Annotated in this window: 21 protein-coding genes and 1 pseudogene; 12 read left to right on the top strand and 10 right to left on the bottom strand. The window is 74.3% G+C overall.

Features of this window, described 5'->3' with window-relative positions; all coding sequences use genetic code 11:
- The first annotated feature begins 50 nt into the window (after positions 1-50).
- Positions 51-374, top strand: a complete 324-nt coding sequence (locus Ade02nite_RS04440) for a winged helix-turn-helix transcriptional regulator (protein ID WP_239168514.1) — start codon at positions 51-53, stop codon at positions 372-374.
- On the opposite strand, the gene Ade02nite_RS49035 is transcribed toward Ade02nite_RS04440, so the two are convergent.
- Complete coding sequence (locus Ade02nite_RS49035; protein ID WP_239168513.1) at positions 337-885, bottom strand: DUF6518 family protein; 549 nt, start codon at positions 883-885, stop codon at positions 337-339. The two genes, Ade02nite_RS04440 and Ade02nite_RS49035, sit on opposite strands and share 38 nt — an antisense overlap.
- Here Ade02nite_RS49035 and Ade02nite_RS04435 point away from each other — a divergent pair.
- The 3 genes from Ade02nite_RS04435 to Ade02nite_RS04425 all read left to right on the top strand — a co-directional run bounded on the left by Ade02nite_RS04435 (position 884) and on the right by Ade02nite_RS04425 (position 9,330).
- A complete protein-coding gene (locus Ade02nite_RS04435) occupies positions 884-1,894 on the top strand; it encodes a nitronate monooxygenase (protein WP_203760200.1) in 1,011 nt (336 codons plus the stop codon). The two genes, Ade02nite_RS49035 and Ade02nite_RS04435, sit on opposite strands and share 2 nt — an antisense overlap.
- A gap of 139 nt (positions 1,895-2,033) precedes the next feature.
- Positions 2,034-5,168, top strand: a complete 3,135-nt coding sequence (locus Ade02nite_RS04430) for a N,N-dimethylformamidase beta subunit family domain-containing protein (RefSeq protein ID WP_203760199.1) — start codon at positions 2,034-2,036, stop codon at positions 5,166-5,168.
- 10 nt (positions 5,169-5,178) lie between these two features.
- Positions 5,179-9,330: a DUF4082 domain-containing protein gene (locus Ade02nite_RS04425; RefSeq protein ID WP_203760198.1), complete on the top strand. Its 4,152-nt coding sequence runs from the start codon at positions 5,179-5,181 to the stop codon at positions 9,328-9,330.
- A gap of 1 nt (position 9,331) precedes the next feature.
- Here Ade02nite_RS04425 and Ade02nite_RS50205 read toward each other — a convergent pair whose 3' ends face one another.
- Together Ade02nite_RS50205 and Ade02nite_RS04420 are read right to left on the bottom strand one after the other, a co-directional pair.
- Positions 9,332-9,463: a hypothetical protein gene (locus Ade02nite_RS50205; protein WP_275409871.1), complete on the bottom strand. Its 132-nt coding sequence runs from the start codon at positions 9,461-9,463 to the stop codon at positions 9,332-9,334.
- The gene (locus Ade02nite_RS04420; protein WP_203760197.1) at positions 9,460-10,350 is read right to left on the bottom strand and encodes a DUF1295 domain-containing protein; all 891 of its coding nucleotides are present in this window, start codon (positions 10,348-10,350) and stop codon (positions 9,460-9,462) included. Before Ade02nite_RS04420 ends, Ade02nite_RS50205 begins: the two co-directional genes overlap by 4 nt.
- Before the next feature lie 32 nt (positions 10,351-10,382).
- Here Ade02nite_RS04420 and Ade02nite_RS04415 point away from each other — a divergent pair, with 32 nt between their 5' ends.
- Complete coding sequence (locus Ade02nite_RS04415) at positions 10,383-11,720, top strand: metallophosphoesterase (RefSeq protein ID WP_203760196.1); 1,338 nt, start codon at positions 10,383-10,385, stop codon at positions 11,718-11,720.
- A 25-nt stretch (positions 11,721-11,745) separates the two neighbouring features.
- On the top strand, positions 11,746-12,120 hold the full coding sequence (locus tag Ade02nite_RS04410; protein ID WP_203760195.1) for a PPOX class F420-dependent oxidoreductase: 375 nt from the start codon (positions 11,746-11,748) through the stop codon (positions 12,118-12,120).
- 8 nt (positions 12,121-12,128) lie between these two features.
- Here the strand turns inward: Ade02nite_RS04410 and Ade02nite_RS04405 are convergent, their stop codons facing one another.
- A complete protein-coding gene (locus Ade02nite_RS04405) occupies positions 12,129-13,502 on the bottom strand; it encodes a serine/threonine-protein kinase (RefSeq protein WP_203760194.1) in 1,374 nt (457 codons plus the stop codon).
- Between the two features lie 204 nt (positions 13,503-13,706).
- Between Ade02nite_RS04405 and Ade02nite_RS04400 the strand changes: the two genes are divergently transcribed.
- From Ade02nite_RS04400 to Ade02nite_RS04390, 3 genes are read left to right on the top strand one after another with little or no spacing between them, the layout of a single operon-like run.
- On the top strand, positions 13,707-14,975 hold the full coding sequence (locus tag Ade02nite_RS04400; protein WP_239168512.1) for a hypothetical protein: 1,269 nt from the start codon (positions 13,707-13,709) through the stop codon (positions 14,973-14,975).
- Position 14,976: 1 nt separating this feature from the next.
- Entirely contained in the window at positions 14,977-15,588 is a 612-nt protein-coding gene (locus Ade02nite_RS04395) for a class F sortase (RefSeq protein WP_203760193.1), read from the top strand.
- 46 nt (positions 15,589-15,634) lie between these two features.
- A complete protein-coding gene (locus Ade02nite_RS04390) occupies positions 15,635-16,774 on the top strand; it encodes a hypothetical protein (protein WP_203760192.1) in 1,140 nt (379 codons plus the stop codon).
- A gap of 41 nt (positions 16,775-16,815) precedes the next feature.
- On the opposite strand, the gene Ade02nite_RS04385 is transcribed toward Ade02nite_RS04390, so the two are convergent.
- The 4 genes from Ade02nite_RS04385 to Ade02nite_RS04370 all read right to left on the bottom strand — a co-directional run bounded on the left by Ade02nite_RS04385 (position 16,816) and on the right by Ade02nite_RS04370 (position 21,326).
- The gene (locus Ade02nite_RS04385) at positions 16,816-17,754 is read right to left on the bottom strand and encodes a cyclase family protein (RefSeq protein ID WP_203760191.1); all 939 of its coding nucleotides are present in this window, start codon (positions 17,752-17,754) and stop codon (positions 16,816-16,818) included.
- Between the two features lie 18 nt (positions 17,755-17,772).
- Complete coding sequence (locus tag Ade02nite_RS04380; protein WP_203760190.1) at positions 17,773-19,428, bottom strand: DEAD/DEAH box helicase; 1,656 nt, start codon at positions 19,426-19,428, stop codon at positions 17,773-17,775.
- Between the two features lie 96 nt (positions 19,429-19,524).
- Positions 19,525-20,196, bottom strand: coding sequence for a response regulator transcription factor (locus Ade02nite_RS04375; protein ID WP_203760189.1), 672 nt, complete (start codon positions 20,194-20,196; stop codon positions 19,525-19,527).
- On the bottom strand, positions 20,193-21,326 hold the full coding sequence (locus Ade02nite_RS04370) for a sensor histidine kinase (protein WP_203760188.1): 1,134 nt from the start codon (positions 21,324-21,326) through the stop codon (positions 20,193-20,195). Before Ade02nite_RS04370 ends, Ade02nite_RS04375 begins: the two co-directional genes overlap by 4 nt.
- 112 nt (positions 21,327-21,438) lie before the next feature.
- On the opposite strand from Ade02nite_RS04370, the pseudogene Ade02nite_RS04365 reads away from it, so the two are divergent.
- From Ade02nite_RS04365 to Ade02nite_RS04355, 3 genes and pseudogenes are all read left to right on the top strand, one after another.
- Positions 21,439-22,080: pseudogene (locus tag Ade02nite_RS04365) on the top strand (ATP-binding cassette domain-containing protein); the annotation flags it as partial.
- 44 nt (positions 22,081-22,124) lie between these two features.
- Positions 22,125-22,853: an ABC transporter permease subunit gene (locus Ade02nite_RS04360; RefSeq protein ID WP_203760186.1), complete on the top strand. Its 729-nt coding sequence runs from the start codon at positions 22,125-22,127 to the stop codon at positions 22,851-22,853.
- A gap of 80 nt (positions 22,854-22,933) precedes the next feature.
- Positions 22,934-24,499 (top strand): cellulase family glycosylhydrolase, encoded by a 1,566-nt coding sequence (locus tag Ade02nite_RS04355; protein WP_379035563.1) that lies wholly within the window; start codon positions 22,934-22,936, stop codon positions 24,497-24,499.
- An 8-nt stretch (positions 24,500-24,507) separates the two neighbouring features.
- Here Ade02nite_RS04355 and Ade02nite_RS04350 read toward each other — a convergent pair whose 3' ends face one another.
- Together Ade02nite_RS04350 and Ade02nite_RS04345 are read right to left on the bottom strand one after the other, a co-directional pair.
- The gene (locus tag Ade02nite_RS04350; protein ID WP_203760184.1) at positions 24,508-25,527 is read right to left on the bottom strand and encodes a sensor histidine kinase; all 1,020 of its coding nucleotides are present in this window, start codon (positions 25,525-25,527) and stop codon (positions 24,508-24,510) included.
- Positions 25,520-26,215, bottom strand: a complete 696-nt coding sequence (locus tag Ade02nite_RS04345) for a response regulator transcription factor (protein WP_203760183.1) — start codon at positions 26,213-26,215, stop codon at positions 25,520-25,522. The genes Ade02nite_RS04350 and Ade02nite_RS04345 overlap by 8 nt, the downstream gene beginning before the upstream one ends.
- Positions 26,216-26,223 lie beyond the last annotated feature (8 nt).

Genomic DNA, 26,223 nt, shown 5'->3' with positions numbered 1-26,223 from the left:
CGTCGCCGGACTCAGGTGATCACGCGTCCGCGGATGAGGAATGTCGGCAGGTGCTGCAAATCCTCACCCTGGTCGGCGACAAGTGGACGATCCTGGTCATCGGCCAGCTCCGCGACCGAACCCTGCGCTTCAGTGAACTGCACCGTGTCGTCACCGGCATCTCGCAGCGCATGCTCACCCGCACGCTGCGGCAGCTCGAGCGTGACGGCCTGCTCACCCGCACAGTGCACCCCAGCGTCCCGCCGCGCGTCGAATACGCGCTGACGCAGCTGGGCACGACGCTTCTGGAGTCTGCCACCATGCTCGCCGCCTGGGCTGCTACCCACCGGCAAGAGATCATCGACCGGCGGCGGCGCTTCGACGGAACCTGTTAGTCGCAGACGCCCTCATTCGAGCCAAGCCTCTGATCAGCGGAATCCCGTGAGTGACAGCAGGACGTATCCCACTGCGGTCAGCGGAAGGGCGAGCAGCAGCGCGAGCCCGCGCTGGGGCCAGGACCGGCTCACCAAGGGCGGCTGCGCAAAGATGACCCCCGGTTCGCGCCAGGACGCCCGCCGCACCGAAGACCGTGCCGGCCAACACGCCCGACCCCATCCAGATCCACGCGGTTGCGTCGTACATGTTCGCCAGGGCATCATCCTGGATCAGCGTGGCGGCCAGGTAGTAGCTCGGCACGGCCAGGACCAGGCAGACGATCGCGCCGAGAATGCCGACCGGCAACGTCCACCGGCCGAGGAAGGCGAGCAGGAACGCCGCCACGGCCCAGACGGCGATGGAGTTTGCCCAGCCCGCCGAAAGGAAAGGGCACGTACTTGATCCATACGAGGTCAAGAGCGGCCAACGGGGTCCCGGCGTGGGGCCGCAACTGGTTTGATCGGAGGCCATGGGGCTGACGACGGCGTTCACCGAGATGTTCGGGTTGCGGCATCCGGTCGCTCTGGCGCCCATGGGTGGCACGGCGGGTGGCGCCCTCGCCGCGGCCGTCTCGCGGGGTGGCGGGCTCGGGCTGCTCGGCTCCGGGGACGGTGACCCCGCGTGGCTGACGCGTGAGGTGGCCCTCCTCACCGCGGCCACCGATCGGCCCTGGGGCGTCGGCTTTCTGACGTGGGCGATCGACCGGGCCGTGCTGGGCCGGGCGCTCGAGCACGGCCCTCGCGCGGTGATGCTCTCGTTCGGTGACCCCACGCCGTACGCCGATGACGTCCGCCGTGGCGGTGCCGCCCTGATGCTTCAGGTGACCAGCGTGGACGAGGCTCGGCGGGCGGTGGATCTGGGCGCCGACGTGATCGTGGCGCAGGGCACCGAGGCGGGCGGGCACGGTGCTTCGCGGGGGCGGTCGACGCTGCCCTTCGTGCCGGTCGTGGTCGATCTCGCGGGGTCCGTGCCCGTGCTGGCGGCCGGGGGCATCGCCGACGGGCGGGGGCTGGCCGCCGCGCTGGCCCTCGGCGCGGCCGGGGCTCTGATCGGCACGCGCTTTCAGGCGACCGCCGAGAGCCTGGCCGACCCGGCGATCGTCCGGGCCATCGTCGGCGGGCGTGGTGCGGACACCGAGCGCAGCACCCTGCTCGACGTCGTGCGCGGGTCGCGGTGGCCGTCGGAGTACACCGCTCGCACGCTCGGGCATCCGCACCTGGATCGGTGGCAGGGCCGGGAGGGCGAGGCGGCCACCGACCCGCGTGCGCGGCGGGACTACGACGACGATCTGGCGCGTGGTGTCATCCCGCCGCAGCCCGTCTGGGCCGGTGAGGGTGTCGACCTCGTCCGGGACCTGCCGTCGGCGGAGGGGCTGGTCGCCTCGCTCGCCGCGCGGGCCGCGGAAGCACTCGGCCGTGCACTGGGGGATCCGTCGATCGGGGGGTCTTCGGCTTCCGGTGGGGCAGCGCCGCGCCGCTGACCGGGCTGACTAGTTGCGCACTTCGCCCACAGCGGGCGGGGGTGTCGCCGGGCTGACAGATCATGCGGGCAGGCATTCACATGCTGTGCCGCAACGGTCGAACGGCGTGGAGGCGATTCGCGTGCGTACACTCAGGACCTTGCTTGTCACCGCCCTCGTCGTCGCGGGACTCTCCGTGGCGCAGGCGGGGCCGGCCGCCGCCGACGCTTGCGCGCCGCTCGTCAATCCGGTCGCGTGTGAGAACACGAAGCCGGGCACGCCGCGCAGCACGTGGGACATCACCGGCTACGGCAGCGCGGCCCTTCAGGGCTTCAGCACCGACATCAGCGTGAACGTGGGCGAAACGGTCCAGTTCAAGATCGACTCTTCGGCCGCGTCGTACCGGGTCGACATCTACCGCATGGGCTACTACGGCGGGAACGGCGCGCGGCTCATCACCTCGGTCAACCCGGTGGGCCGGCAGAACCAGCCGGACTGCATGACCCAGGCCGCCACCGGGCTCGTCGACTGCGGCAACTGGGCGGTCTCGGCGTCGTGGCCGGTGCCCTCCAACGCCGTCTCGGGCATCTACTTCGCCCGGCTCGTGCGCACCGACGGCACGTCGGGGGCGAGTCACATCCACTTCGTCGTACGCGACGACGCGAGCCGCTCCGGCATCGTGTTCCAGACGTCCGACTCGACGTGGCAGGCCTACAACCAGTACGGCGGCAACAGCCTGTACGTCGGGTCGCCGGCCGGGCGCGCGTACAAGGTCAGCTACAACCGGCCGATCACCACGCGCGGGACCGGCGCCGAGGACTACGTCTACAACGCCGAATACCCGATGGTGCGCTGGCTGGAGGCCAACGGCTACGACGTCAGCTACATCGCGGGCGTCGACGCCGACCGCAACGGCGCGCTGCTGCGCAACCACCGGGCCTTCCTCTCGGTGGGCCACGACGAGTACTGGTCGGGCCAGCAGCGGGCCAACGTGGAGGCGGCCCGCGACGCCGGCGTGCACCTGGCCTTCCTCAGCGGCAACGAGGTGTTCTGGAAGACGCGCTGGGAGAGCTCGTACCGGACCATGGTCTGCTACAAGGAGACGCACGCGAACGACAAGATCGACCCGACGGCGGCCTGGACCGGCACGTGGCGCGACCCGCGGTTCAGCCCGCCGGCCGACGGCAACCGGCCGGAGAACGCGCTCACCGGCACGATCTTCAAGGTGAACGCCGGCACGGTGAGCCTCCAGGTGCCCGCCGCGGACGGCAAGATGCGGCTCTGGCGGGACACGACGGTCGCCACCCAGGCCGCCGGCGCCACCGCCACGCTGGGCAGCGGCACCGTCGGCTACGAGTGGGACGAGGACGCCGACAACGGCTTCCGCCCGCGCGGCCTCATCAAGCTCTCCACGACCACGGCGTCCGGGCTCGACGTGTTGCAGGACTACGGATCGACGTACGCGACCGGCAGCGCCACGCACAACCTGACGCTCTACCGCGCGCCGAGCGGGGCGCTGGTCTTCGGCGCCGGCACCGTGCAGTGGTCATGGGGCCTGGACAGCAACCACGACCGCGGCTCCGGCGCGGCCAGCACCCCGATGCGGCAGGCCACGGTCAACCTGCTCGCCGACATGGGCGTGCAGCCCGGCACCCTCCAGGCCGGACTGACCGCGGCCACCGCCTCCACCGACACCACCGGCCCGTCGGCGACCATCACCGCCCCGGCCGCCGGCGCGACCGTGCCGGCGGGCTCGCCGACCGTCATCTCGGGCACCGCGGCCGACACCGGCGGCGGCGTGGTCGGCGGCGTCGAGGTCTCCACCGACAACGGATCCACCTGGCACCCGGCCACCGGGCGCGCCACCTGGTCGTACACCTGGCGGCCCGGCAGCACGGGAACGCCCACGATCCGGGTGCGGGCGACCGACGACAGCGGCAACGTCGGCGCCGACGCGACCCGCACGGTCACCGTCGGCGCGCGCACCTGCCCGTGCACCATCTGGGCCGCCGGCGTCGTCCCGGCCACCCCGGCCGACCCGGACGGCACCGGCACCGAGGTCGGCACCCGCTTCCGCACCGACGTCGCGGGGCAGGTCACCGCGATCCGCTTCTACAAGAGCAGCACCAACACCGGCACCCACGTCGGGCGCCTGTGGACGAACACCGGCACCCAGCTGGCGTCGGTCACCTTCAGCGGCGAGTCGGCGTCCGGCTGGCAGCAGGCGAACCTCTCCACGCCGGTGACGCTGAGCCCGAACACCACCTATGTCGTGTCCTACTACGCGCCGAACGGTCACTACGCCGGCGACACCAACTACTTCGCGTCCCAGCGCTACTCCAACGCCCCGCTGCACGCGCTGCGCGACGGCGAGGACGGCGTCAACGGTGTCTACCGCTACGGCTCGGGCTTCCCGACCGTGGCGTGGCAGAGCGCCAACTACTACGTCGACGTGGTCTTCAACCCGGGCGGCGGCGCGCCCGACACCACGCCGCCGACCGTCACCACGCGCAGCCCCGCCTCCGGCGCCACCGGCGTCGCCACGTCGGCCACGGCCTCCGCCGCCTTCAGCGAGCCGGTCTCCGGCGCCGTCGTCGCGATGGCCGGGCCGTCGGGCACGGTCGCCGGATCGACGGCGTACGACGCGGCCGCGAGCACCGCGACCTTCACGCCGAGCGCGGCGCTCGCCCCGAGCACCGCCTACACCGTGACCGTCAGCGGCGCCCGGGACGCCGCCGGCAACACGATGGCCCCCACCTCCTGGTCGTTCACCACCGCGGCGAACACCCCACCGCCGACCGGCACGTATTCGGTCTGGCCCGGCACCGCCGTCCCGGGCACCCCGGCCGACCCGGAGACCGCGGCGGTCGAGCTCGGCATGCGGTTCCGCTCCGACGTCGCCGGTCAGGTCACCGGCGTCCGCTTCTACAAGGGCAGCGGCAACACCGGCACGCACATCGGCCGGCTGTGGACCTCGACCGGCACCCTGCTCGGCACCGTCACCTTCACCGGCGAGACCGCGTCCGGCTGGCAGACCGCGACCCTCGCCACGCCCGTGACGATCGCCGCGAACACCACCTACGTCGTCTCCTACCACGCGCCGAACGGCCACTACGCCGCCGACACCGGCTACTTCGCCACCACCGGTGTCGACAACGGCCCGCTGCACGCGCTGCGCAACGGCGTCGACGGCGCCAACGGCGTCTACCGGTACGGCACGGGCGGGGTCTTCCCCACCAACACATGGCAGTCGGCCAACTACTGGGTCGACGTCGTCTTCACCGCGGCCTCCTGAGGAGTGCACGATGAGAAAGCTCGCGATCGTCCTGGCCCTCGTGGCCGCCCTCCTCGCCGTGCCGCAGGCGGCACAGGCGGCCACCTGCCCGTGCACCATCTGGCCCGCCTCGGCGGCGCCGGCCGTCCCCTCCGACTCCGACACGGCGGCCGTCGAGGTCGGCGTGAAGTTCCGCGCCGACACCGACGGCTTCGTGACCGGGGTGCGCTTCTACAAGGGCACCGCCAACACGGGGACGCACGTCGGCCATTTGTGGAGCGCGACCGGCACGAACCTCGGCACCGTCACCTTCACCGGCGAGACCGCGTCCGGCTGGCAGACCGCCACCTTCGCGGCCCCGATCGCGATCAGCGCCAACACCACGTACGTGGCGTCCTACTACGCGCCGAACGGCCGCTACGCCAGCGACGACGGCGCGTTCGCGTCGGCCGGTGCCGACAACGCCCCGCTGCGCGCCCTGCGCGACGGGGAGGACGGGGCCAACGGCGTCTACCGGTACGGCACGGGCGGCGGCTTCCCCACCAACACGTGGCAGTCCGCGAACTACTGGGTCGACGTCGTCTTCGACACCAGCGCGGCCGACACGACGCCGCCGACGGTCACCGGCACCAACCCGGAGCCGGGCGCCACCGGCGTGGCCACCACGGCGACGGTGAGCGCCACGCTCAACGAGCCGCTTCAGGCGGGCACGGCCGCGCTCGCGTTGCGGGCCGGCAGCACGGCCGTGGCCGGCACGACGGCGTACGACGCGGCCACCCGTACCGTCAGCTTCACGCCGTCGAGCGCGCTCGCCACATCCACCGCCTACACCGCAACGGTCAGCGGCGCGAGGGACACCGCCGGCAACACGATGGCCGCGCACACGTGGTCGTTCACCACCACCACGGGCACGGGAACGGGCTGTCCCTGCACCATCTGGCCGCCGACCGCGACGCCGGCCACCGCCGCGGTCGCCGACAACAGCGCCGTTGAGGTCGGCGTCAAGTTCCGGGCCAACGCGGCCGGCTACATCACCGGGATCAGGTTCTACAAGGGCCCGGGCAACACCGGCACGCACACCGGCTCGCTCTGGAACACCGCCGGCACCCGCCTGTCCACGGTCACCTTCACCGGCGAGAGCGCCACCGGCTGGCAGAGCGCCACACTGCCCAACCCGGTCGCGATCACGGCCAACACGACGTACGTGGCGTCGTACCACACCGACACGGGCTTCTACTCCGCCACCCAGAACGGGCTCGCCTCCACGGTCACCCGCGGTCCCCTGACCGCACCGTCGGGAAGCAACGGCGTCTACCGGTACGGGGCCAGCGCCTACCCGACCGCCAGCTACCAGTCGACCAACTACTGGGTCGACGTCGTCTACAACACCTCCGCCACCGACACCGTGGCCCCCGGCCTGGCCGCGCGTGCCCCGTCGGCGGGCGCCTCCGGCGTCGCGGCCACCACCGCCGTCACCGCCACCTTCGACGAGCCGGTCTCGGGCGCGGCCATGTCGCTGACCGGCCCCTCGGGCGCCGTCGCGGGCACCACGGCGTACGACCCGGGCAGCGCCACGGTCACCTTCACACCGTCGGCCACGCTGGCCCACTCCACCGCGTACACGGTCTCGGTGAGCGGCGCCCGCGACGCCGCCGGCAACGTGATGACGCCGGTCACCTGGACCTTCACCACCGGCACCCCGCCACCGCCGCCGCCGGACCAGGGCCCCGGCGGCCCGGTGCTCGTCGTCAAGCCGACGGCCGGCTTCACCCCGTTCCTCGCCGAGGTGCTGCGCACCGAGGGCCTCAACGAGTTCGCCACCGCCGAGCTGTCCACGGTCACCGCCACCACGCTCGGCCAGTACGACGTGGTGCTGCTCGGCCAGACCCCGCTCACCGCCGCCCAGGTCGCCATGTTCACCGCCTGGGTCGACGGCGGCGGCAACCTGATCGCCATGCGCCCGGACAAGCAGCTGGCCGGCCTGCTCGGCCTCACCGCCACGACCGGCACCCTGGCCGAGGGATACCTGCGCGTCGACACGACCGCACCGCCCGGCACGGGCATCACCGACCAGACACTCCAGTATCACGGCACCGCCGACCGCTACACGCTCAACGGCGCCCGGGCGGTCGCCACGCTCTACTCGAACGCGACCACGGCCACCACCAACCCGGCGGTGTCGCTCACGAGCGTCGGCACCAGCGGCGGGCAGGCCGCGGCGTTCAGCTTCGACCTGCCGCAGTCGCTCGTCTACACCCGGCAGGGCAACCCGGCGTGGGACGGCCAGGAACGCGACGGATCCTCGCCGCGGCGCTCCGACGACCTCTACTTCGGCGGCACCGGCACCACCGACTGGGTCGACCTGGCGAAGGCCGCCGTCCCGCAGGCCGACGAGCAGCAGCGGCTGCTGGCCAACCTGATCGGCGCGATGAACCTGGACCGCGCGCCGCTGCCGAAGTTCTGGTACTTCCCGCGCAGCCTCAAGGCGGTCGTCGTGGCCACCGGCGACGACCATGCGCACGGCGGCACGGCGGGACGATTCGACCAGTACGCGGCGAACAGCCCCGCCAATTGCGCGGTCGACGACTGGCAGTGCGCCCGCTTCACGTCGTACATCTATCCGAACACCCCGCTGACCGGCGGGCAGGCGTCGGCGTACCAATCCCGGGGCTTCGAGGTCGGCCTGCACGTCAGCACCAGCTGCGGCGACTACACCCCGAGCACGCTGAGCGGCTTCTACACCGACCAGCTCGCCTCCTGGCGGGCGAAGTACAGCGCCGTGCCCGGCCCGGTCACCAACCGCACCCACTGCATCGTCTGGTCGGACTGGTCCTCGCAGGCGACGGTCGAGGCGGCGAACGGGATCCGGCTCGACACCAACTACTACTACTGGCCCGGCTCCTGGGTCACGAACCGGCCCGGCTTCATGACCGGCTCCGGCATGCCGATGCGCTTCTCCCCCAAGACCGGCGGGCTCATCGACGTCTACCAGGCGGCCACGCAGATGACCGACGAGTCCGGCCAGAGTTACCCGTTCACCGTGAACACGCTGCTCGACCGGGCGCTCGGTCCGGAGGGCTACTACGGCGCGTTCACCGCGAACATGCACACCGACAGCGCCACCACGTACGACAGCGACCAGATCCTCGCCTCGGCCCGGGCCCGCGGCGTCCCGCTGATCACGGCGAAGCAGCTGCTCACCTGGCTCGACGGCCGCAACGCGTCGTCGTACTCGAACATCTGGTGGTCGAACGGCACGCTGTCGTTCACGGTGAACGTCGGCACCGGCGCGAACGGGCTCACCGGCATGGTGCCCACCCTCGGCTCGGACGGCCGCGCCCTGACCACGCTGACCCGTGCGGGCACGGCGGTGCCGTTCACCCGTACGACGATCAAGGGGGTGGAGTACGCGATGTTCACCGCCGCGCCGGGCGCCCACGTGGCCACCTACGCGACCGCCGCACCCGCTGCCGCGCCCCAGCAGCGGCAGGCCACGCCCGCTCCGGACTCCGTCGCGCCGGCCGTCTCGGACATCGCCGTCGTGGCCCGCCCGGACGGCACGGCGACGGTCTCGTGGAGCACGAACGAGCCGGCCGCCACGACGCTGGAGGTGGACGGCCAGGACTGGCCCGCCGACCTGACCGGCCGGCAGCACACCGCCACGGTGACCGGCCTCGATCCGCAGACCACCCATCACTTCCGGGTACGGGTCACCGACCGCTCCGGCAACGTGACCGTGTCGCCGGCGGGCACCTTCGTCTCCACCGCCGCCGGGGTGGCCGACCACACGGTGCCCGCGCTGCGCACCGGCAGGGCGAACGGCACCACGGTCGCCGCCGACGGCGTACGGCTGGCCACCGGCGCCCGCAGCGGAAGCATGGTGTCCCGGGTGCTCGACGCCGGCCAGATGGTCACCTGGGACCGGCTCTCCTACCAGGCGACCGTGCCCGCCGGCGCGAGCGTGCGGGTGTGGGTCCGCACCGGCAGCACCTCGGCGCCGGGCGCCGGCTGGACCGCCTGGAAGCAGGTGGGCCAGGGCGACCGGGTCGTGGGCGGCTCCCGCTACGCGCAGTACCGCGTCGAGCTGACCCGCGGCCGGGCCGGGACGTCCCCGGCCCTGCACGGCCTCGGCATCACGAGCGACGCCAAGCCGATCGAGACGCCGACCGAGACCGGCCGGTGAGTCACGCGCCCACGGTGGGCGCGGTGGCTTCGGTGGGCGCGGTGGTGACCAGGCTGTTCCGCGCCTGCCACTGCCGCGCCACCTCGGGCGCCACGTTCGCCGGGAAGAGCAACCGCCGGTTGCGGGGTGTCACGCCCCGGGGCGCACCGGAAACGGCAGCAGGGGCGGCACGCGGCGCATGTAGCCGGCGTAGCCCGGACGGCGCTCCAGCGACCGGCGGTCCATCAACGGGACGCTGACGAAGACGAAGAGCAGCACCATGACGGCCGGGCCGGCGACCGTCCACCACCAGTTCGGCGCGGCGGCCAGGGCGAACAGCCACATCGCCCACCAGAAGGTGATCTCGCCGAGGTAGTTGGGATGGCGCGAACAGCGCCACAGGCCCCGGTCGTTCACCCGGCCGTGGTTGGCGGGGTCGCGCGTGAAGCGGCGCATCTGCCGGTCGGCGACCCCCTCGATGACGACGGCGCCGAGGCCGACCAGGACGGCGGCGGCGTCCAGCAGACCCCACGGCCGGCCGGTGACCGTCACCGCCGGCCAGACGGGCAGCAGGCCGGCGAAGACCACGAGCGTCGGCATCAGCTGGATGCCGGTCAGGCTCACCACCCAGAACGGCAGCCACGACGGCCGCTGGTCACGCAATCGCACGTACCGCCAGTCCTCGTGCGCCAGCCCCCGCCAGGAGACCGCCCAGTTCGCGGTCAGCCGCACCGCCCACGCGAACACGACCACCAGCAGCGCGACCTGCCGCCCGGTCAGCCCGCCCTGCCACACGACCCAGGCCACCACGATCACCGGCGGCGCGACACTCCAGTACGGGTCGTAGAGGCTCGCGTTCGCCACGACCACACTGGCCAGGAACACCACGACGGTCGCCGCGAGATCGGCCACCAGCGTGACCACCAGCGGAGGCGCACCGCCGACGGCCACAGCGGCGCCCCACGCCGCGAGGCCCGCCAGCCCGTACGCGAGCACGACGACGGCGAACCCCGCCCGCCGCCCGGCGCGATCGATCACCATCGTCGAAGCGTACGGCCCGTTAGCCTGCGACGATGGACCCCTTGCCGCCGCCCGTGCCCGGCACCGCCGTCCGCGTGCTGGCCACCACCGACCTGGGTTTCGCCCTCGTGCCGATGACCACCAGCCACGGCCTCGGCGGTACGCCGGCCGGCGTGGCCGCCCTGCTCGACCGCGAACGGCGGCGCCGGCCCACGGTGTGGCTCGACGCCGGCGACCTGACCGTGGGCCCGGTGGAGGCCCTTCTGGGCCGGCGGCCGTGGGACGAGGTGACGGGCCTGCCCATCGACGCCGCGGCCGCCGGCAACCACGACTTCGACGACGGGCTGCCCGCGTCGCCGCCCGGCTTTCCGCTGCTGTGCGCCAACGCCGACGCCGGCCTTGCGCCGTGCGCGCTGATCGACACCGGGGCCGGAGGGCTCGGCGTGATCGGGTTGACGAACCCCTGGATCCACGAGTTCACCGGGGCTCCCCGGCCGTACGACGATGGGACGGAACGGGTCACGGCGCATGCCCGGGGGCTGCGCGCCGCCGGTGCGCGCTGGGTCGTGGCGGTGGTGCACGACGGCGTGGCGTGGTGGCCGGCGGACGGCGACCGGCCCGTGCACACGCGGGCCGACCGGCTGGCCGCTCTGGTACGGCCGTGGCTTGCGCAGGTCGATCTGGTGCTCGGCGGTCACACGCCCGCCGGCTGGGCGGGTGCCGTCGACGGGGTGCCGGTCGCCCACCCGTTCGCGTTCGCCTCGACCGTGCTGGTCGCCGACCTGCTCGACGACCCCGCGTCCGCGGTGGTCCGCGGCTCGTATCCCGTCCCGCCGGAGCGCCCCGCGGCGCGCACCGAGGCGGTGGAGGCCCTGGACGAGGCCGCGGCGCGAGTGGTGGCCCGGCTGGACCACACCTGGCTCACCCGCACCGGCGCGCGCCACTACCTGCCCGACCTCGTCGCCACCGCGCTGCGCCGGGCCACCGGGGCGGACGCGGCGCTGGTCCCGCCGGGCAAGCACGGCACCCAGGCGCCCCTCGACGGCGCGGTGGGCGCCCTGTGCGCCGGCGACGTCACCGCCCTCGACGTGACGCGGGTCTTCGGCACCCGCGCCGCCCCGCTCGTGGTCCGCCTGCGCGGCGACGAGTTCCGCCGGCTGCTCGACTTCCATGACCGCTGCGCCGATCCCCGCAACGCCGGCGCCGACGACCTCTGGTGGAACTGGTGCCGCATGCCCGCGGGCCGGGACAGCACGAGGGAGAGCCCCGCGACCGTGGCGGTCATGCCCTCCGTCCTCCCCCAGCTCACCGCATGGCTCGGGCGCGACCTCGACACCGAGCCCGGCGACACCCCGGCCGTCGACGCGCTGGCCCGCCTGCTGAGCCGGTGATCGCCGCGGCGGCTACGGTGGGATCATGTCGCTCCAGGAGATCGGTTCGGCGAAGTACGCGTCGCTCACCACGTTCCGCAAGGACGGGCGGGGTGTCGCGACGCCCCTCTGGGTGCTGCCCGCCGGCTCCGGGGTGGCGTTCTGGACCACCACCGACTCGTGGAAGGTCAAGCGGGTCCGCAACAACCCCCACGTCACCGTGGCCCCCTGCGACTTCCGCGGCAACCTGCAGGGCCCCACGGTCGAGGGCCGAGCCCGCATCGCCGACGACGCCGAGCGCGACCACTTCGCCAAGGTCCTGGGCCGCAAGTATTGGTTGACGGGCCGCTTCGGCGTGATCCGCTACCGCCTGAGCCGCCGCCCGGCCCGCATCACGGTCATCGTCGTCGACCCGGCCTGAGGGCCGGCTCAGTCGGCGGGATCGGGGCCCAGCGTGGCGAGCACGGTCAGCAGGGTGGGCAGGGCGGAGGCCCAGCCGGCGGCGGGGGCTCGCCAGTCGAGCTGGTAGGAGCGGTCGCCGAGGGTCACGATCTGGCGGAGGGCTCGCATGGGGCCGGTGACCGGGTCCTGGAACGTGTATTCCCAGACCGCGCCGGGCGGGTCCGTGGCCGGGACGATGTGGATGCGGCGGTAGCCGGGCAGGCGGGCCTGCTGCTCCGCGGTGACCAGGGCGGGCACGAGCGGGCCGGTGGCGTTCCACCTCATCACGGTCAGCGTGGGCCGGCCGCCGGGGGCGGTGAGCGTGAGGCCGTCGTCCGTGCGGGTGGGGCGCCAGCCGTTCGGGGCCGCCACGCGGAAGGCGCCGGGGTCGGTCCACCAGCCGTAGCCGCTCGGGAGGGAGGCGGACGGTGACGCCGCCGGGGACGGGGCCGCGGCGGAGCTCGGGACGCCGCGCTCGGCGTCGAAGGCCGAGCCGCCGACCGCGACCACCGCGGCCGCGACCGCCACCGCCGCGGCGGCTCGCAGGGCGGTGGCTCGGCGGGCGGACGGGGCTGTGCGGCGCAGCCGGGAGCGCACCTGGGCCGCCGTCATCCGCTCGGCCGGGTTGCGGCGCAGCAGGCCGAGCAGCACGGGGGTGAGCGGCCCGGCCAGGTACGGCGGGTCGGGGCCGTCCTCGCCGGCGGCCGGCTGGTGGTACGGCGGGCGGCCCTCGACCAGGTGATAGAGCGTCGCGCCCAGCGACCACAGGTCGGAGCGCTCGTCCGACGCGCCGCCGAAGAGGCGCTCGGGGGCGACGTAGTGCGGGGTGCCGAAGATGATCCCCGCCTCGGCCATCGCGGCCACCCCGGCCCGGGTGCCCGCCGGGCCGAAGTCGGTGAGCACCACCCGGCCGTCGTCGGCGATCAGCACGTTGGACGGCTTGACGTCCAGGTGCAGCACGTCGGCCTCCCAGGCCGCGGTCAGGGCGGCCAGCAGGTCGAGGCCGATCTCCGCCACCCGGCCGGGCGGCAGCGCGCCGTCCTCGCGGACCACGTCGAGCAGCGAGCGGGACGGCACGTACTCCATGACGATCCACGAGGCGTCGCCGTCGAGCAGCACGTCGAGGGTGCGGATCACGTTGGGGTGCCGGATGCGCGCGAAGGCCCGCGCCTCGCGGGGCATCCACACCCGGACCACGTCGCGCTCGCGGGGCGTGAGCGTGTCGGGCAGGTCGGATCTCTTCAGGACGACCTCGCGGCCGGACCGCTCGTCGGTGCCCAGCCAGATGTGCCCCAACCGCCCCGCCACCAGGGGTCGTCCCACCCGGTAGCGCTCGGCGATCAGGTCGCCTGCCGCTGTCATCGGCCCCCCAAGACCGTTCGCGCCGGCCCCCTGCACCCTCGACCGTACTGCACACCGCCGGACGATTCATCAACCGACGCCGATCGCCATCGGACCGTAAGGTCGCATGCCTGACCGTCCGGCGGACTCGACCGGCGTCGATACCGGGCGTAGCGTCGCGAAGCGACACGTCACCGGCGAACGACGACCAACGGGGCGAGGGGCATGCGGACGATCGGATACCGGATCGGGGCGGTCGCCGTGCTGACCGCGACGGCGACCGGCGTGGCCGCCCTGCGGCAGGAGCCGGCGCCCGCACCGGCACATCCCTTCGCGCACACTGCCGCCGCGCCCGCCGGCGCCCCGGCCGACCTGGCGGTGCGGTTCGAGGCGCTGCTCGGGCAACACTCGGTGCTGGCCGCCAACATGATGCGCAGCCGGGTCCGCGGCGACGACGACTTCGCGCAGGCCGCCAACGCCTCGCTCGGCCAGAACACGACCGACATGACCGCGCTGGTCGGGCGCCTGTTCGGCACGGCCACCGCGGAGAAGTTCGAGCCGCTGTGGTCGCAGCACATCGTGGCGCTCTTCGCGTACGCCGGCGCCCTGGCCAACCACGACGACGCCGCCCGCGAGGAGGCCCGCGACGAGCTCGCCGGCTACGAGATCGACCTGGCCGAGTTCTTCGCCGCCGGGTCGCAGGGGCGGCTGCCGCCGGCCACCGCGCGGAGCCTGGTCGTGCTGCACGTGCAGCACCTGACCGGGCAGGCCGACGCCTACGCGGCCGGCGACTACACGCGCTCCGACGAGCAGTTCCGGCAGGGCTTCCAGCACACGTACGACCTGGGCCTGGGCCTGGCCAAGGCGCTGCTGCCGCCGTCCGACTCCGGGGTGCTGAGCGAGCCGGTCTGGCGGTTGCGCTCGCAGCTCGGCAAGCTGCTCGCCGAGCACGCGGTGCTGATCGGCGACGCCACCCGGGCCGCGGTCACCCGCACCGCCGACTTCACCGCCTCGGCCCGCATGCTGAACGCGAACACCAGCGATCTCGCGGCGGCGATGGACACGCTGTTCGGCTCGGCGGCGGCACGGCGTTTCCAGCAGCTGTGGGGCACGCACGTGACGGCGCTGGTGTCCTATTCGGCGGCCGGCGCGGCGCGCGACCCGGCCAGACAGCGGGAGGCCCGGGCCCGGCTCGACAAGTTCCACCAGGACATGGCGGTCTTCCTGGCGGGCGCGACGAACGGGCGGGCCACGCCGGCCGCGCTGCGGGCCGCCCTGGTCGAGCACGACCACATGCTGCTCCAGCACGCCGACGCCTACGCGGCCCGCGACTACCCCGAGGCCCACGAGATCGCCTACCGGACGTACGACCACATGTCCTCGCTGGCACGCACCCTGGCCGACGCGTTCGGGGCCTCGGTGGCCGCCCGGCTGCCCAAGGGCGCGGCGCAGACCGGCCACGGTGGTCTGGCCGACGTGGTGGGGCATCGCTGAGATGCCCGTGTACGCCCGCATCACCGGCCTGGCCGTCGCGCTGGCCCTGGTGCTGGCGGCACCCTCCGGCCGGCCGGAGGGTGCCGCCGGCCCGCCCACCCCGAGCGTGGTGCCGCCCGCGGCGTCGCCCGCGCCGGCCGACTCCTTCGTCTCCAGCAGCAGCTATCCGTCGGTGGCACTGCCGGTGCGGCTGCGCATCCCGGCGCTGCGCGTGGACAGCCGGCTGATCGACCTGGGCCTCCGGCCGGACGGCTCGATCGAGGTGCCCGGCGACGCGTCCGTCCCCGGCTGGTACGACGGCGGGCCGCGCCCCGGTCAGCCGGGCCCCGCGGTGATCCTCGGCCACGTCGACTCGAAGCGCGGCCCGGGCGTCTTCGTCGACCTTTACCGGGTGAGGCCGGGCACGCTGGCCGAGGTCGACCGCGCCGACGGCAGCACCGCCCGGTTCCGCATCACCGAGGTGTCCCGGGTGGCCAAGACCCGTTTCCCGACCGACCTCGTGTACGGGCCCAGCCTCGACCCGACGCTCCGCCTGGTGACCTGCGGCGGCAGCTTCGACCACAGCAGCGGAAGCTACCGTGACAACGTCATCGCCTTCGCCGAAGCCGCCTGACCGCCCCGCGCCGGGGTGCGGGCGTGGGCGCCGGTGGTGGGCGCCGGTGCTGGCCGGTGCGGCGATCGTGGCCGGCGCGCAGCCCGCCGCGGCGGCCACCGTGCCGCTGCCGGTGAAGGCCGTCTTCCCCGGCGATCGGCAGACGTCGGCCGTGGTCGACCTGACCGCGAGCACGCGCCCCGGCCCTCGCACGGCCGAGGTGGTCGTCGACGGGGTCCGGCGCCCCGCCGAGCTGGTGCCGCTCATGTCCGCCGGGCTCGCCGTGACGATCGTGGTGGACACGTCCGCGGCCGATCCGGCCACGATGCCGGCCTGGCTCAGCGCCGGCGCCCGGTTCATCCTCGAGGCGCCGATGGGCACCCGGGCGACGGTGATCGGCGACGCCGCGCCGGCCGGGGTGATCGCGGCGCAGCAGCGGAGCCCGGCCGGGGTGGTGGCCGCCCTCGGCAAGGTGCGCGCCCGCGGCGGCCGGGACACCGCGGCGGCGCTGACCCTGGCGGCCGGCCAATATCCGGACGTGCCGGCGGGCCGGAAGCTGACCGTGGTCTACACCGGCGCGGCCGACGCGGGCGGGCCTGCCGCGGCCGCGGTGGCGGAGCGGTTCCGGGCCGCCGGGATGATCCTGGTCGTGGCCACGACGGCCGGCACCAGTCCGTACTGGACGGCCGCCACCGAGCCGACCGGGGGCTTCTTCGCTCCCGCCGGGCACCCGGTGGTGGTGCCGGCCCTCGACCAGATCCAGACCACGCTGAACGGGCGCCACCTGGTCCGGTTCCCCACGCCGGCCCGCCGTCAGCAGGCAGTGCCGCTGCGGGTACGAACGCCCGACCTGACCCTCGCCGCGGACGTGCGGCTGCCCGATCCGGACGCAGCCGCCGCGGCCGCCGAGCCCCGGCGCCGGCTGACCGCCGTGCTCGCCGCGACCGGCGTCCTCGCCCTCGCGCTGCTGGTCACCTGGTCGCTGATCCGCCGCATCCGCCCGCGCCGCCGCCCGCCCCCGATCGTCATAGCCCACGGCCGAGCCACCGTCCCGTCCCGGCTCCCGCCACCGGAGCCCGCCCCGGCCACCGCCCCACCCCAGGAGCCCGCCCCAGCCACCGCCTCAACACAGGAGCCCGCCCCGGCACAAGAACCCGGCCGGGCACAGGAGCGCGGCCCGGCCTCACACCCGCCGCAGGAGCCCTGACCCGGCCCGGGGAGAGGCCGAGGGCAGAGCGCGGCCCGCGGTCAGAACGTGGCGATCGGGTTGACCGGGCTGCCGGACGTGCCGGCGAAGCGAACCGGCGCGACCGCCAGCTGGAACTCCCACTGCCCGAGCGAGGCGGCCGTGGCCGCGCACGCCTCCAGGTCGCAGTTGTCGACCATCCACAGGCCCATCGCCACCAGCGCGACGGCGTGCACCGGCATGAGCACGTCCGGGTACCCCGAGGGTTGCACGTCCTGCGGCGTGTCCGCGCCGATCAGCGCGACCCGCCGCTCGTGCAGCCACGGCAGGCAGGAGGCGTGCCACCCGGCCTGCGTGACGCCGCCCGCGGGGCCGGACTCGTGCCGGAAGCGGCCGTGGCCGGTCCGCAGCAGCACCGCGTCGCCGGGCCGCACCCGCACGCCCTGGCGGCGCTCGGCTTCTTCGAGATCTTCGGGAAGCACGCCCTGCCCCGGTGCGAGCCACGGCACGTCGCGGACCGCCGCGATGTCCAGCAGGACGCCGCGCGTGACGATGCCGTTCGCCGCCGCCGTCACGGCCGCCCACGCCGATCCCGTCGTGGCGTCCACCGAGGTGTGCGGCCGCCCGTTGTACATCGCGCCGTCCCAGAGGATGTGGCACGGCGAGTCGAGGTGGGTGATCGTGTTGCCGTGGAAGGACAGGCCGAGCCGCTCGGACGAGAAGCCCCAGCGCCGGTCGGCGTGGAAGGCCGGCGGCATGGCCTCGGCGCCCGGCATCTCGACGGCGTGCGGGCACACCGTCGTCGACCGTTCCATCTCGTCCGGTGCGGCGATCTCCCACGCGCACGACACGCTCCGGCCATGGCGCACGGCCCGCGCCGCCGCCAGCCGGACGTCGTCGGTGATGTGGTTGAGGGTGCCGAGCTCGTCGTCGGCGCCCCACCGTCCCCAGTTCGACAGCGTGTCGAAGTAGCCGAGCACGTCGTCCTGTGTCGCGGTCATCCCCTGGTCGTCCTCCGGTCAGCGGGTGAAGCGCTCCCGGCGCACCGTCGGGCGGCGGCCCCGGATGGTGGCGCGCGACAGCGCCTTGATCACCATGTCGGCGGCCTGCTCGGGCACCTCGACCAGCGAGAACCGGTCGGTGATCTGGATGGCGCCGATGTCGCGCGACGGCAGCCCGGACTCGCCGGCGATCGCGCCGACCAGGTCCTGCGGCCGCAGCCCGGCGCGCCGGCCGATGCCGACGAAGAGCCGGGCCACGCCGCTGTCGGCGGGCCGCATGCGGGTCTGCGGGTCGCGCCGCGCCGGCGCCGGGGACGGGATCTCCTCCTCGTCCACGTCGCCGCCCGCCGCCTCGTGCAGCAGCTTCACCGCGGCGAGCGCGATGGTCTCGAGGTCGTAGTCGCCGGTCAGCGAGTCGACCACCACGCGGAAGCGGTCGAGGCCGTCGGCGTCGTCGAGGCCGGCCTGCAGCGCCGAGCGGGTCAGCTCGAGCCGCCGGGCCCGCAGGTCGGTCACCGTGGGCAGCTTCTCGAGCGGGATCCGCCGCCCGGTCAACCTCTCGATCGCCTTGAGCATGCGCTGCTCGCGCGGCTCGGCGAGGCTGATCGCGACGCCCTCGCGCCCGGCGCGGCCGACCCGGCCGATGCGGTGCACGTAGGCCTCGGGGGCCGCCGGCACGTTGAAGTTGATCACGTGGGTGAGCTGCTCGACGTCGAGCCCGCGGGCGGCCACGTCGGTGGCGACCAGCAGCTCGGTGCTGCCGGCGCGCAGCCGGCCCATGACCCGGTCGCGCTGGTCCTGGCTCATGCCGCCGTGCAGCGCCTCGGCCCGGTAGCCGCGCCCGTTCAGCGTCTCGGTGACCTGGTCGACCTCCTCGCGCGTGCGGCAGAAGACGATCGCCGCGGCCGGCGCCTCGACGTCGAGGATGCGGCCCAGCGCGGCGGCCTTGTGCGGCCGGGCCACGATGTACGCGCTCTGGCGCACCAGCGGCAGCTCTCCGGGGGCGGCGTCCTCGCGGCCCATCCGGACCCGGACCGGGTCGCGCAGGTGGCGCCGGGCGATGCCGTCGATGCGCGGCGGCATGGTCGCCGAGAAGAGCACCGTCTGCCGCTCGGTGGGGGTCTCCGCCAGGATCGCCTCGAGGTCCTCGGCGAAGCCCATGTCGAGCATCTCGTCGGCCTCGTCGAGCACCACCATGCCGACGTCGCCGAGGTGCAGCGTCTCGCGGTTGATGTGGTCGAGGACCCGGCCCGGGGTGCCGACCACCACGTCGACGCCGCGCCGCAGGGCCTGCAGCTGCCGCCCGATCGGCTGGCCGCCGTAGACCGGCAGCACCCGCACGCCCAGCTCGCGCCCGTAGCGGTGGACCGCCTGGGAGACCTGCTCGGCGAGCTCCCGGGTGGGCACGAGCGCCAGCGCCCGGGGCCCCTCGGCGACGGCGTCCCGCGCCGAGCCGCTCAGCATCTGGAGCATGGGCAGCGCGAAGGCGGCCGTCTTGCCCGTGCCGGTGGCCGCCTGCCCGACCAGGTCGGCGCCGTCGAGCAGCGGCGGGATGGCGCCCCGCTGGATCGGTGTGGGTTCCTCGTAGCCGAGGGCGGCGAGCGCGCGCAGCAGCTCCGGCCGGAGCCCCAACCCCGCGAAGCCTGCCTCGGACTCGAACAGGTCTTCGTCCATGCAAAGCAGGATACGCGTCAGGCTTGCGTCGTCCTCCCGCGGCAGCGGAGGCCGGCGGGTGCCCACCGACCGGCCGGGCTTCGCCACCCGATCAGCTCACCGAGCCGGCGGCGGCACGATCAGGCCGGTCTCGTAGGCGACCACGACCAGCTGTGCCCGGTCGTGCGCGCCGAGCTTGGCCATCGTGCGGTTGACGTGGGTCTTGACCGTGTGCGGGCTGACCACCAGGTGGTCGGCGATCTCGTCGTTGGACAGGCCAGAGCCGACCAGGGCCAGCACCTCGCGCTCGCGGCCGGTCAGGCCAGCGAGCCGGGCCGGCGGGACGAGGCGGCCCGGTTCCGGGCGGGCCAGGAAGCGGCTGATCAGGCTGCGGGTCGCGGCCGGGGTGAGCAGCGCGTCGCCGCGGTGCACCACGCGGATCGCGTCCAGCAGCTGCTCCGGTTCGGCGCTCTTGCCGAGGAAGCCGCTGGCGCCGCTGCGCAGGGCCGCGAAGACGTACTCGTCGATCTCGAACGTCGTCAGGATCAGCACCCGCACGCCGGCCAGGTCGTCGTCCCCGGTGATCAGGCGGGTGGCGCCGAGGCCGTCGAGCTCGGGCATCCGGATGTCCATGAGCACGACGTCGGCGCGCTCGCTGCGGGCCAGGGCGACGGCCTCGGCGCCGGTGCGGGCCTCGCCGACCACCGTCAGGTCGGGCGCCGACCGGACGAGGGTGGCGAACCCGGCCCGCACGACGGGCTGGTCGTCGGCGACCACGACCCGGATCACGCGGGTCCCCCGGGCAGCGTGGCGGTCACCAGGAAGCCGCCCGCCGGCCGCGGCCCGGCCCGCAGCGACCCGCCGACGGCGACGACCCGCTCGCGCATGCCGACGATGCCGTGGCCGGTGCGCGGTGCCACGGGAGCGCCGTCGTTCTCGATGGTGAGCGTCAGGTCGCCGCGCTCGGCGGCCACGGTGACCCGGACGGGCTCGCCCGGCGCGTGCTTGCAGGCGTTCGTCAGCGCCTCCTGGATCACCCGGTAGGCGGTGAGGTCGACCGGCCGCGACAGCGCCGGTGGCTGACCGGGCCGGCTCAGCTCGACCCGCGACCCGGCACGCCGGAACGAGGCGAGCAGGTCGTCCAGCCCGTCGAGGCCGACGGTCGGCGCCGTCGGGGCGGCCGGATCGCCCGGCCGGCGCAGCAGGCCCACCGAGTCGCGCAGCTCCTCGAGCGCCGCCCGGCTGCCGTCGCGCACGTGCCGCAGCGCCTCGCGCACCTCCGGCTGCGGGCCGTCCAGCAGGTGCGCGGCGACCCCGGCCTGCACGTTGATGAGGGCCAGCTGGTGGCCCACGCTGTCGTGCAGGTCGCGCGCGATCCGCAGCCGCTCCTCGGCGACCCGCCGCTGGGCGTCCAGGTCGCGGCTGTGCTCGGTCTGCCGCACCCGGCGCACCACCTCGGCCAGGTAGAGCCGCCGATGCCGGGCGGCGGTCCCGGCCGCCACGCCGAGCCCGCCCAGGGCGACCAGCGTCAGGTTCTCGGGGCCCAGCACCCGGTGGGGCGCCCCGAACGTGTGGAACGCGCCGACCGCGAGCACGACCACGCCGCCGAACAGCAGCGACCGGCGCCGGTCGGAATGCTCGGCGGCGGTGTAGAGCGCCACCAGCGGGGCGCTCAGCGCCAGGATCCCGTTGTCGCCGCGGTAGCGGAACATGTACGCCTCGGCGGCGACCGTGCTGACCACCAGCACCGTGTACGGCAAGCGGCGGCGCACCAGCAGCGGCGCGGCCGCCGCGACGGCCAGCAGCACCGACAGGACGTCGTGCGGGTGACCGCCGCCCGCCGTGCCGAGCAGGGTGGCGAGGAAGACCGCACTCGCGACGGCGCCATCCGCCACGTGCGGGCGGCCGAGAGCCTCCATGGACCCACCGTAAGGGCGCGCCGGTCGCGGCACGATACCGCCGATGCTGTACGCCGAAGATGCCGCCGCCGGGTGACGAGAAAGCCCTCCCGTTCGGACACTCTCACCTCCCATGACCCATGTACGAGTGACCGGCCTGACCAAGCGCTTCGGCACCGTGGAGGCCGTCGGTGACCTCGACTTCGACGTGACACCCGGCGTCACCGGCTTCCTCGGCCCCAACGGCGCCGGCAAGACGACCACCCTGCGCATCGTGCTCGGGCTGATCCGCCCGACCGCCGGCGCCGCGACCATCGACGGCAGGCGCTACGCCGAGCTGCGGCACCCGCGCCGCGCCGTCGGTGCGGTCCTCGAGGCGACCGGGTTCCATCCCGCCCGCACCGCCCGGCAGCACCTCATGGTCCTGGCCACCGCCGCCGGGATCCCCGCCGAGCGCGTCGACCGGGTGCTGGACCAGGTGGAGCTGACCGCCGCCGCGCAACGCCGGGTCGGCGGCTTCTCCCTCGGCATGCGCCAGCGGCTCGGGCTGGCCGGCGCGCTGCTCGGCGATCCGGGCGTGCTGATCCTCGACGAGCCCGCCAACGGCCTCGACCCGGCCGGCATGGCCTGGCTGCGCGGCCTGCTCCGCTCCCTGGCCGGCGAGGGCCGCACGGTGCTCGTCTCGAGCCACGTGCTGGCCGAGGTCGACCGCGTCGCCGACCGCGTCATCGTGATCAGCGGCGGCCGGTTGCGCTTCGCCGGGCTCTCCGACGAGGGCGGGCTCGAGCCCATGTTCCTGCGCCTGACGAAGGAGACCCGGTGATGACGGTCCGCGCCGAGATCCGCAAGCTGCTCACCATCCGTACGCCGCTGATCCTCTTCGCCGCCGCCCAGCTGCTCGTCGTGGCCGGCATCTCCGGGGTCCTGGCCCGGCGCGACGACATCGCCGCCGCCGCGATCCAGCGGGACGCCGTCGCGCACGCCGGCCTGGTCTCGATCCTCACGCTCGTCCTGGGCATCACGGCGGTGGCCGGCGAATACCGGCACCGCACGATCAGCGACACCTACCTCACGACGCCGGACCGCGCCCGGGTCGTCGTGGCCAAGCTGGGCGTCTACTCCGTCGTGGGCCTGGTCTTCGGCGTGGCCGCCGCGGCGACCGCGCTGATCTCGGCCGCCCTGTGGCTGTCCGGCAGGGGCGCCTCGCTCGCCACCGGATCGGGCGAGCTCTGGCGCACCGTCGGCGGCGGCATCATCTGGAACGCCCTGTTCTGCGCCATCGGGGTCGGCGTCGGGGCCCTGATCACCAACCTGATGGGCGCGGTCGCGGCCGCGCTGGCCTGGCTCGCCCTGGTCGAGGGTGTCGTCGCCGCGCTCGTCGGCGACGGGGCCGACTGGCTCCCGTTCGCGCTCGGCTCGGCGCTCGACGCCCTGCCCACCGCCACCGACGGGCCGCCGCAGTGGCTCGCCGGTGTCGCGCTGGCCGGTTACGCCGCCGTCTTCGCCGTGGCGGCGGTCCTGACCACCGTGCGGCGGGACGTCACCTGATCCGATTGTGATGGGAGCGCTCCCATGTCACGATGCTCGTCAATGGATTGCGTTGTCCCACCGACGAGACGGAGTCCCCTTTGTCCCCCTCACGACCTCGCTCCCTCCTCGCGGCGGCGGTCGCGGCGCTGACCGTCGCCGCCACCATCGTCGTGGCCGGCCCCTCCGCGGCGGCCGCCGCCGGCACCGGCACCGGCTACCTGCGCACCAGCGGCAACAAGATCGTCGACAGCACCGGCGCGACCGTCCGGCTGACCGGCATCAACTGGTTCGGCATGGAGACCGACAACAAGACCTTCCACGGCCTGTGGTCGAGCAACCCGTGGCGCTCGCAGATCGACACCATGGCCCGGCTCGGCTACAACACGCTGCGCGTGCCGTTCTCCGACGACGCGCTCAAGGCCGGTGCCACCGCCACCGGCATCAACGACTACATCAACCCCGACCTCGTCGGCCTGTCGCCGCTGCAGATCCTCGACAAGGTCGTCGACTACACCGGCACCAAGGGCATGCGGATCATCCTCGACCGGCACCGGCCGACCGCCGCCGGGCAGACCGCCCTCTGGTACACGGCGGGCGTACCGGAGTCGACCTGGATCGCCAACTGGCAGGCGCTGGCCCGCCGCTACGCCGGCAACCCCACGGTGATCGGCGCCGACCTGCACAACGAGCCGCACGCCGAGGGCACCAACCCGGCCGCCACCGGCTCGTGCTGGGGCTGCGGCGACCCGGCGCGCGACTGGCGGCTGGCCGCCGAGCGCGCCGGCAACGCCATCCTCGCCGTACAGCCGAACTGGCTCATCTTCGTGGAGGGCGTGAGCTGCCCCAGCGGCGGGCTCTCCAACATCTGGGACAACGACCCCAGCAACGACGAGGACTGCGGCTGGTGGGGTGGCAACCTCTCCAAGGCGGGTCAGTTCCCGGTACGCCTCGACGTGGCGAACCGGCTCGTCTACTCGCCGCACGAATACGCGACCTCCGTCTACCACCAGTCCTGGTTCGACGACCCGAGCTACCCGGCCAACATGCCGGCGATCTGGGACAAGTACTGGGGCTACCTCTACAAGCAGAACATCGCGCCGATCATGATCGGCGAGTTCGGCAGCACCCTGCAGAGCGACGTCGACAAGGTGTGGCTGCGCGAGCTGCTCGCCTACACCGGCACCGGCGTCACCGGGATGTCGTTCACCTATTGGTCGTGGAACCCGAACTCCGGCGACACCGGCGGCATCGCCAACGACGACTGGACGACGGTCAACACCACCAAGCAGGCGATCATCCAGCCGTACCTGATCGCCCCGGTGCCGACCGGCGGGCCGACCACCACCCCGCCCACCGAGGGCTGCACGGTGACGTACCGGCAGGACAACGCGTGGCAGGGCGGCTTCCAGGGCTCGCTGACCGTGAAGAACACCGGCGGCGCGGCGGTGAACCCGTGGACCGTGACGTGGACCTGGCCCAGCGGGGTGACGCTCGGCAGCGGCTGGAACGCCACCGTCACCCAGTCGGGCACCGGGGTGACCGCCACCGCGCCGGGCAGCAGCCCGTCCCTGTCCGCGGGCGCGTCGGTGACCATCGGCTTCGTCGCCAACGGCCCCGCCTCAGCCCCGGCCACGGTCAAGCTCGGCGGTGTTGCCTGCTCGTAGGCTCTCGCTCAGGGCCGCGCCGGCGGCGCGGGCAGGCGCACCTCGAAGCGGCAGCCGCCGTCGACGTTGCCCGCCCGCACCTGGCCGCCGTGCGCCTCCACCAGGCCGCGCACGATGGCCAGGCCCAGCCCGCCCCCGCCCGCGCTCTCCGGAGTGCGGGCGCGGGTGCCGCGGAAGGCGACGTCGAAGACCCGCGGCAGGTCCTCCTCCGGGATGCCGCCGCAGCTGTCCGAGACCGCGAACCACACCGTGCGGCCGTCGCGGCCGGCGTCGATGTGCACGGTGCCGTTGGCCGGCGTGTAGCGCAGCGAGTTGGTGAGCAGGTTGTCGAGGATCCGGTTGAGCTCGGCCGGGCCGGCGGTGACGACCGGCCACTCGCGGTCGGTGGCCACCACCCGGATCCCGCGGCTGCCGGCCAGCGGGGCCACGGCGGCGACCGCGTCCGAGACGACGTCGGCCAGCGGCAGGGCGGCCGGGGCGAGCCGCAGCGCGCCGGCGTGGATGCGGGAGAGCTCGAACAGGTCGTCGACCAGCCCGCTCATCCGGTCGGTCTCGGCCCGGATCCGGCGGTGGTAATCGGCGACCGTGGCGGGGTCGGCGACCACGCCGTCCTGCAGCGCCTCGGTCATCGCGCGCAGCCCGGCGAGCGGCGTGCGCAGGTCGTGCGACACCCAGGCGACCAGGTCGCGGCGACCGGCCTCCATGCGGCGCTCCTGGTCGCGGGCCTGGGCGGCCCACATCGCCGCGGCGGCGAGCCGGCGCCCGAAGATCGCCCCGACCGCGAGGCTGACCACCGCCGACGCGGCCACGGTGATGAGCACGACCTGCATGTCGTGCGGCGACAGGAACATGGCCCGGGCGACGGTGACCACCCCGGCGACGACCGCGGCGACGGTCACGAGGAGCAGCACGCACACGTGCACGGCGATCGACCGGCCGCGCAGCATCCGCAGCACCACCGCGCCGAGCAGCCCGACGACGGCACCGGCGGTCAGCGAGAAGAGCCCGATCAGCAGGATGTCACGCATGGCCGGCCGGCTCGTACCGGTAGCCGACGCCCCACACGGTCAGCAGGCGGGCCGGCGCCGCGGGGTCGGCCTCGATCTTCTCGCGCAGCCGGCGCACGTGCACCGTGACGGTCGACTGGTCGCCGAACTGCCAGCCCCACACCTGGTCGAGCAGCTGGGCCCGGGAGAACGCGCGGGCCGGGTGACGCATCAGGAACTCCAGCAGGTCGAACTCGCGCACGGTGAGCGCCAGCGGCCGGCCGGCCAGCTCGGCGGTGCGCCGGCCGGTGTCGGCCACCAGGTCGCCGTCGCGCAGCAGCGCCGGGCGGGGCGGGGCCTGCGGGGCGGTGCGCCGCAGCACCGAGCGCACCCGCAGCACCAGCTCGCGCGGGCTGAACGGCTTGGTCACGTAGTCGTCGGCGCCCACCTCGAGGCCGAGCACCCGGTCGCTCTCCTCGCCCAGCGCGGTGAGCATGACGACCGGCAGGCCCGGCTGGTCGCGCCGCAGCCGGCGGCACACGTCGAGGCCGTCGACGCCGCCCAGCATGAGGTCGAGCACGACCAGATCGGGGCGTTCGGCGTCGACGGCGGCGAGCGCGGCGAGGCCGTCGGCGGCGAGGCGCACCCGGCAGCCGTCCTGCTCGAGGTAGCGGCGGACGACGTCGCTGACGGTCGGGTCGTCGTCGACCACAAGCACCTGGTGGGTCACGCCTCGGA

Source organism: Paractinoplanes deccanensis (assembly GCF_016862115.1).
In the GTDB taxonomy this organism is placed as follows: Bacteria; Actinomycetota; Actinomycetes; order Mycobacteriales; family Micromonosporaceae; genus Actinoplanes; species Actinoplanes deccanensis.
This window is presented reverse-complemented; position numbering and strand designations above follow the sequence as displayed.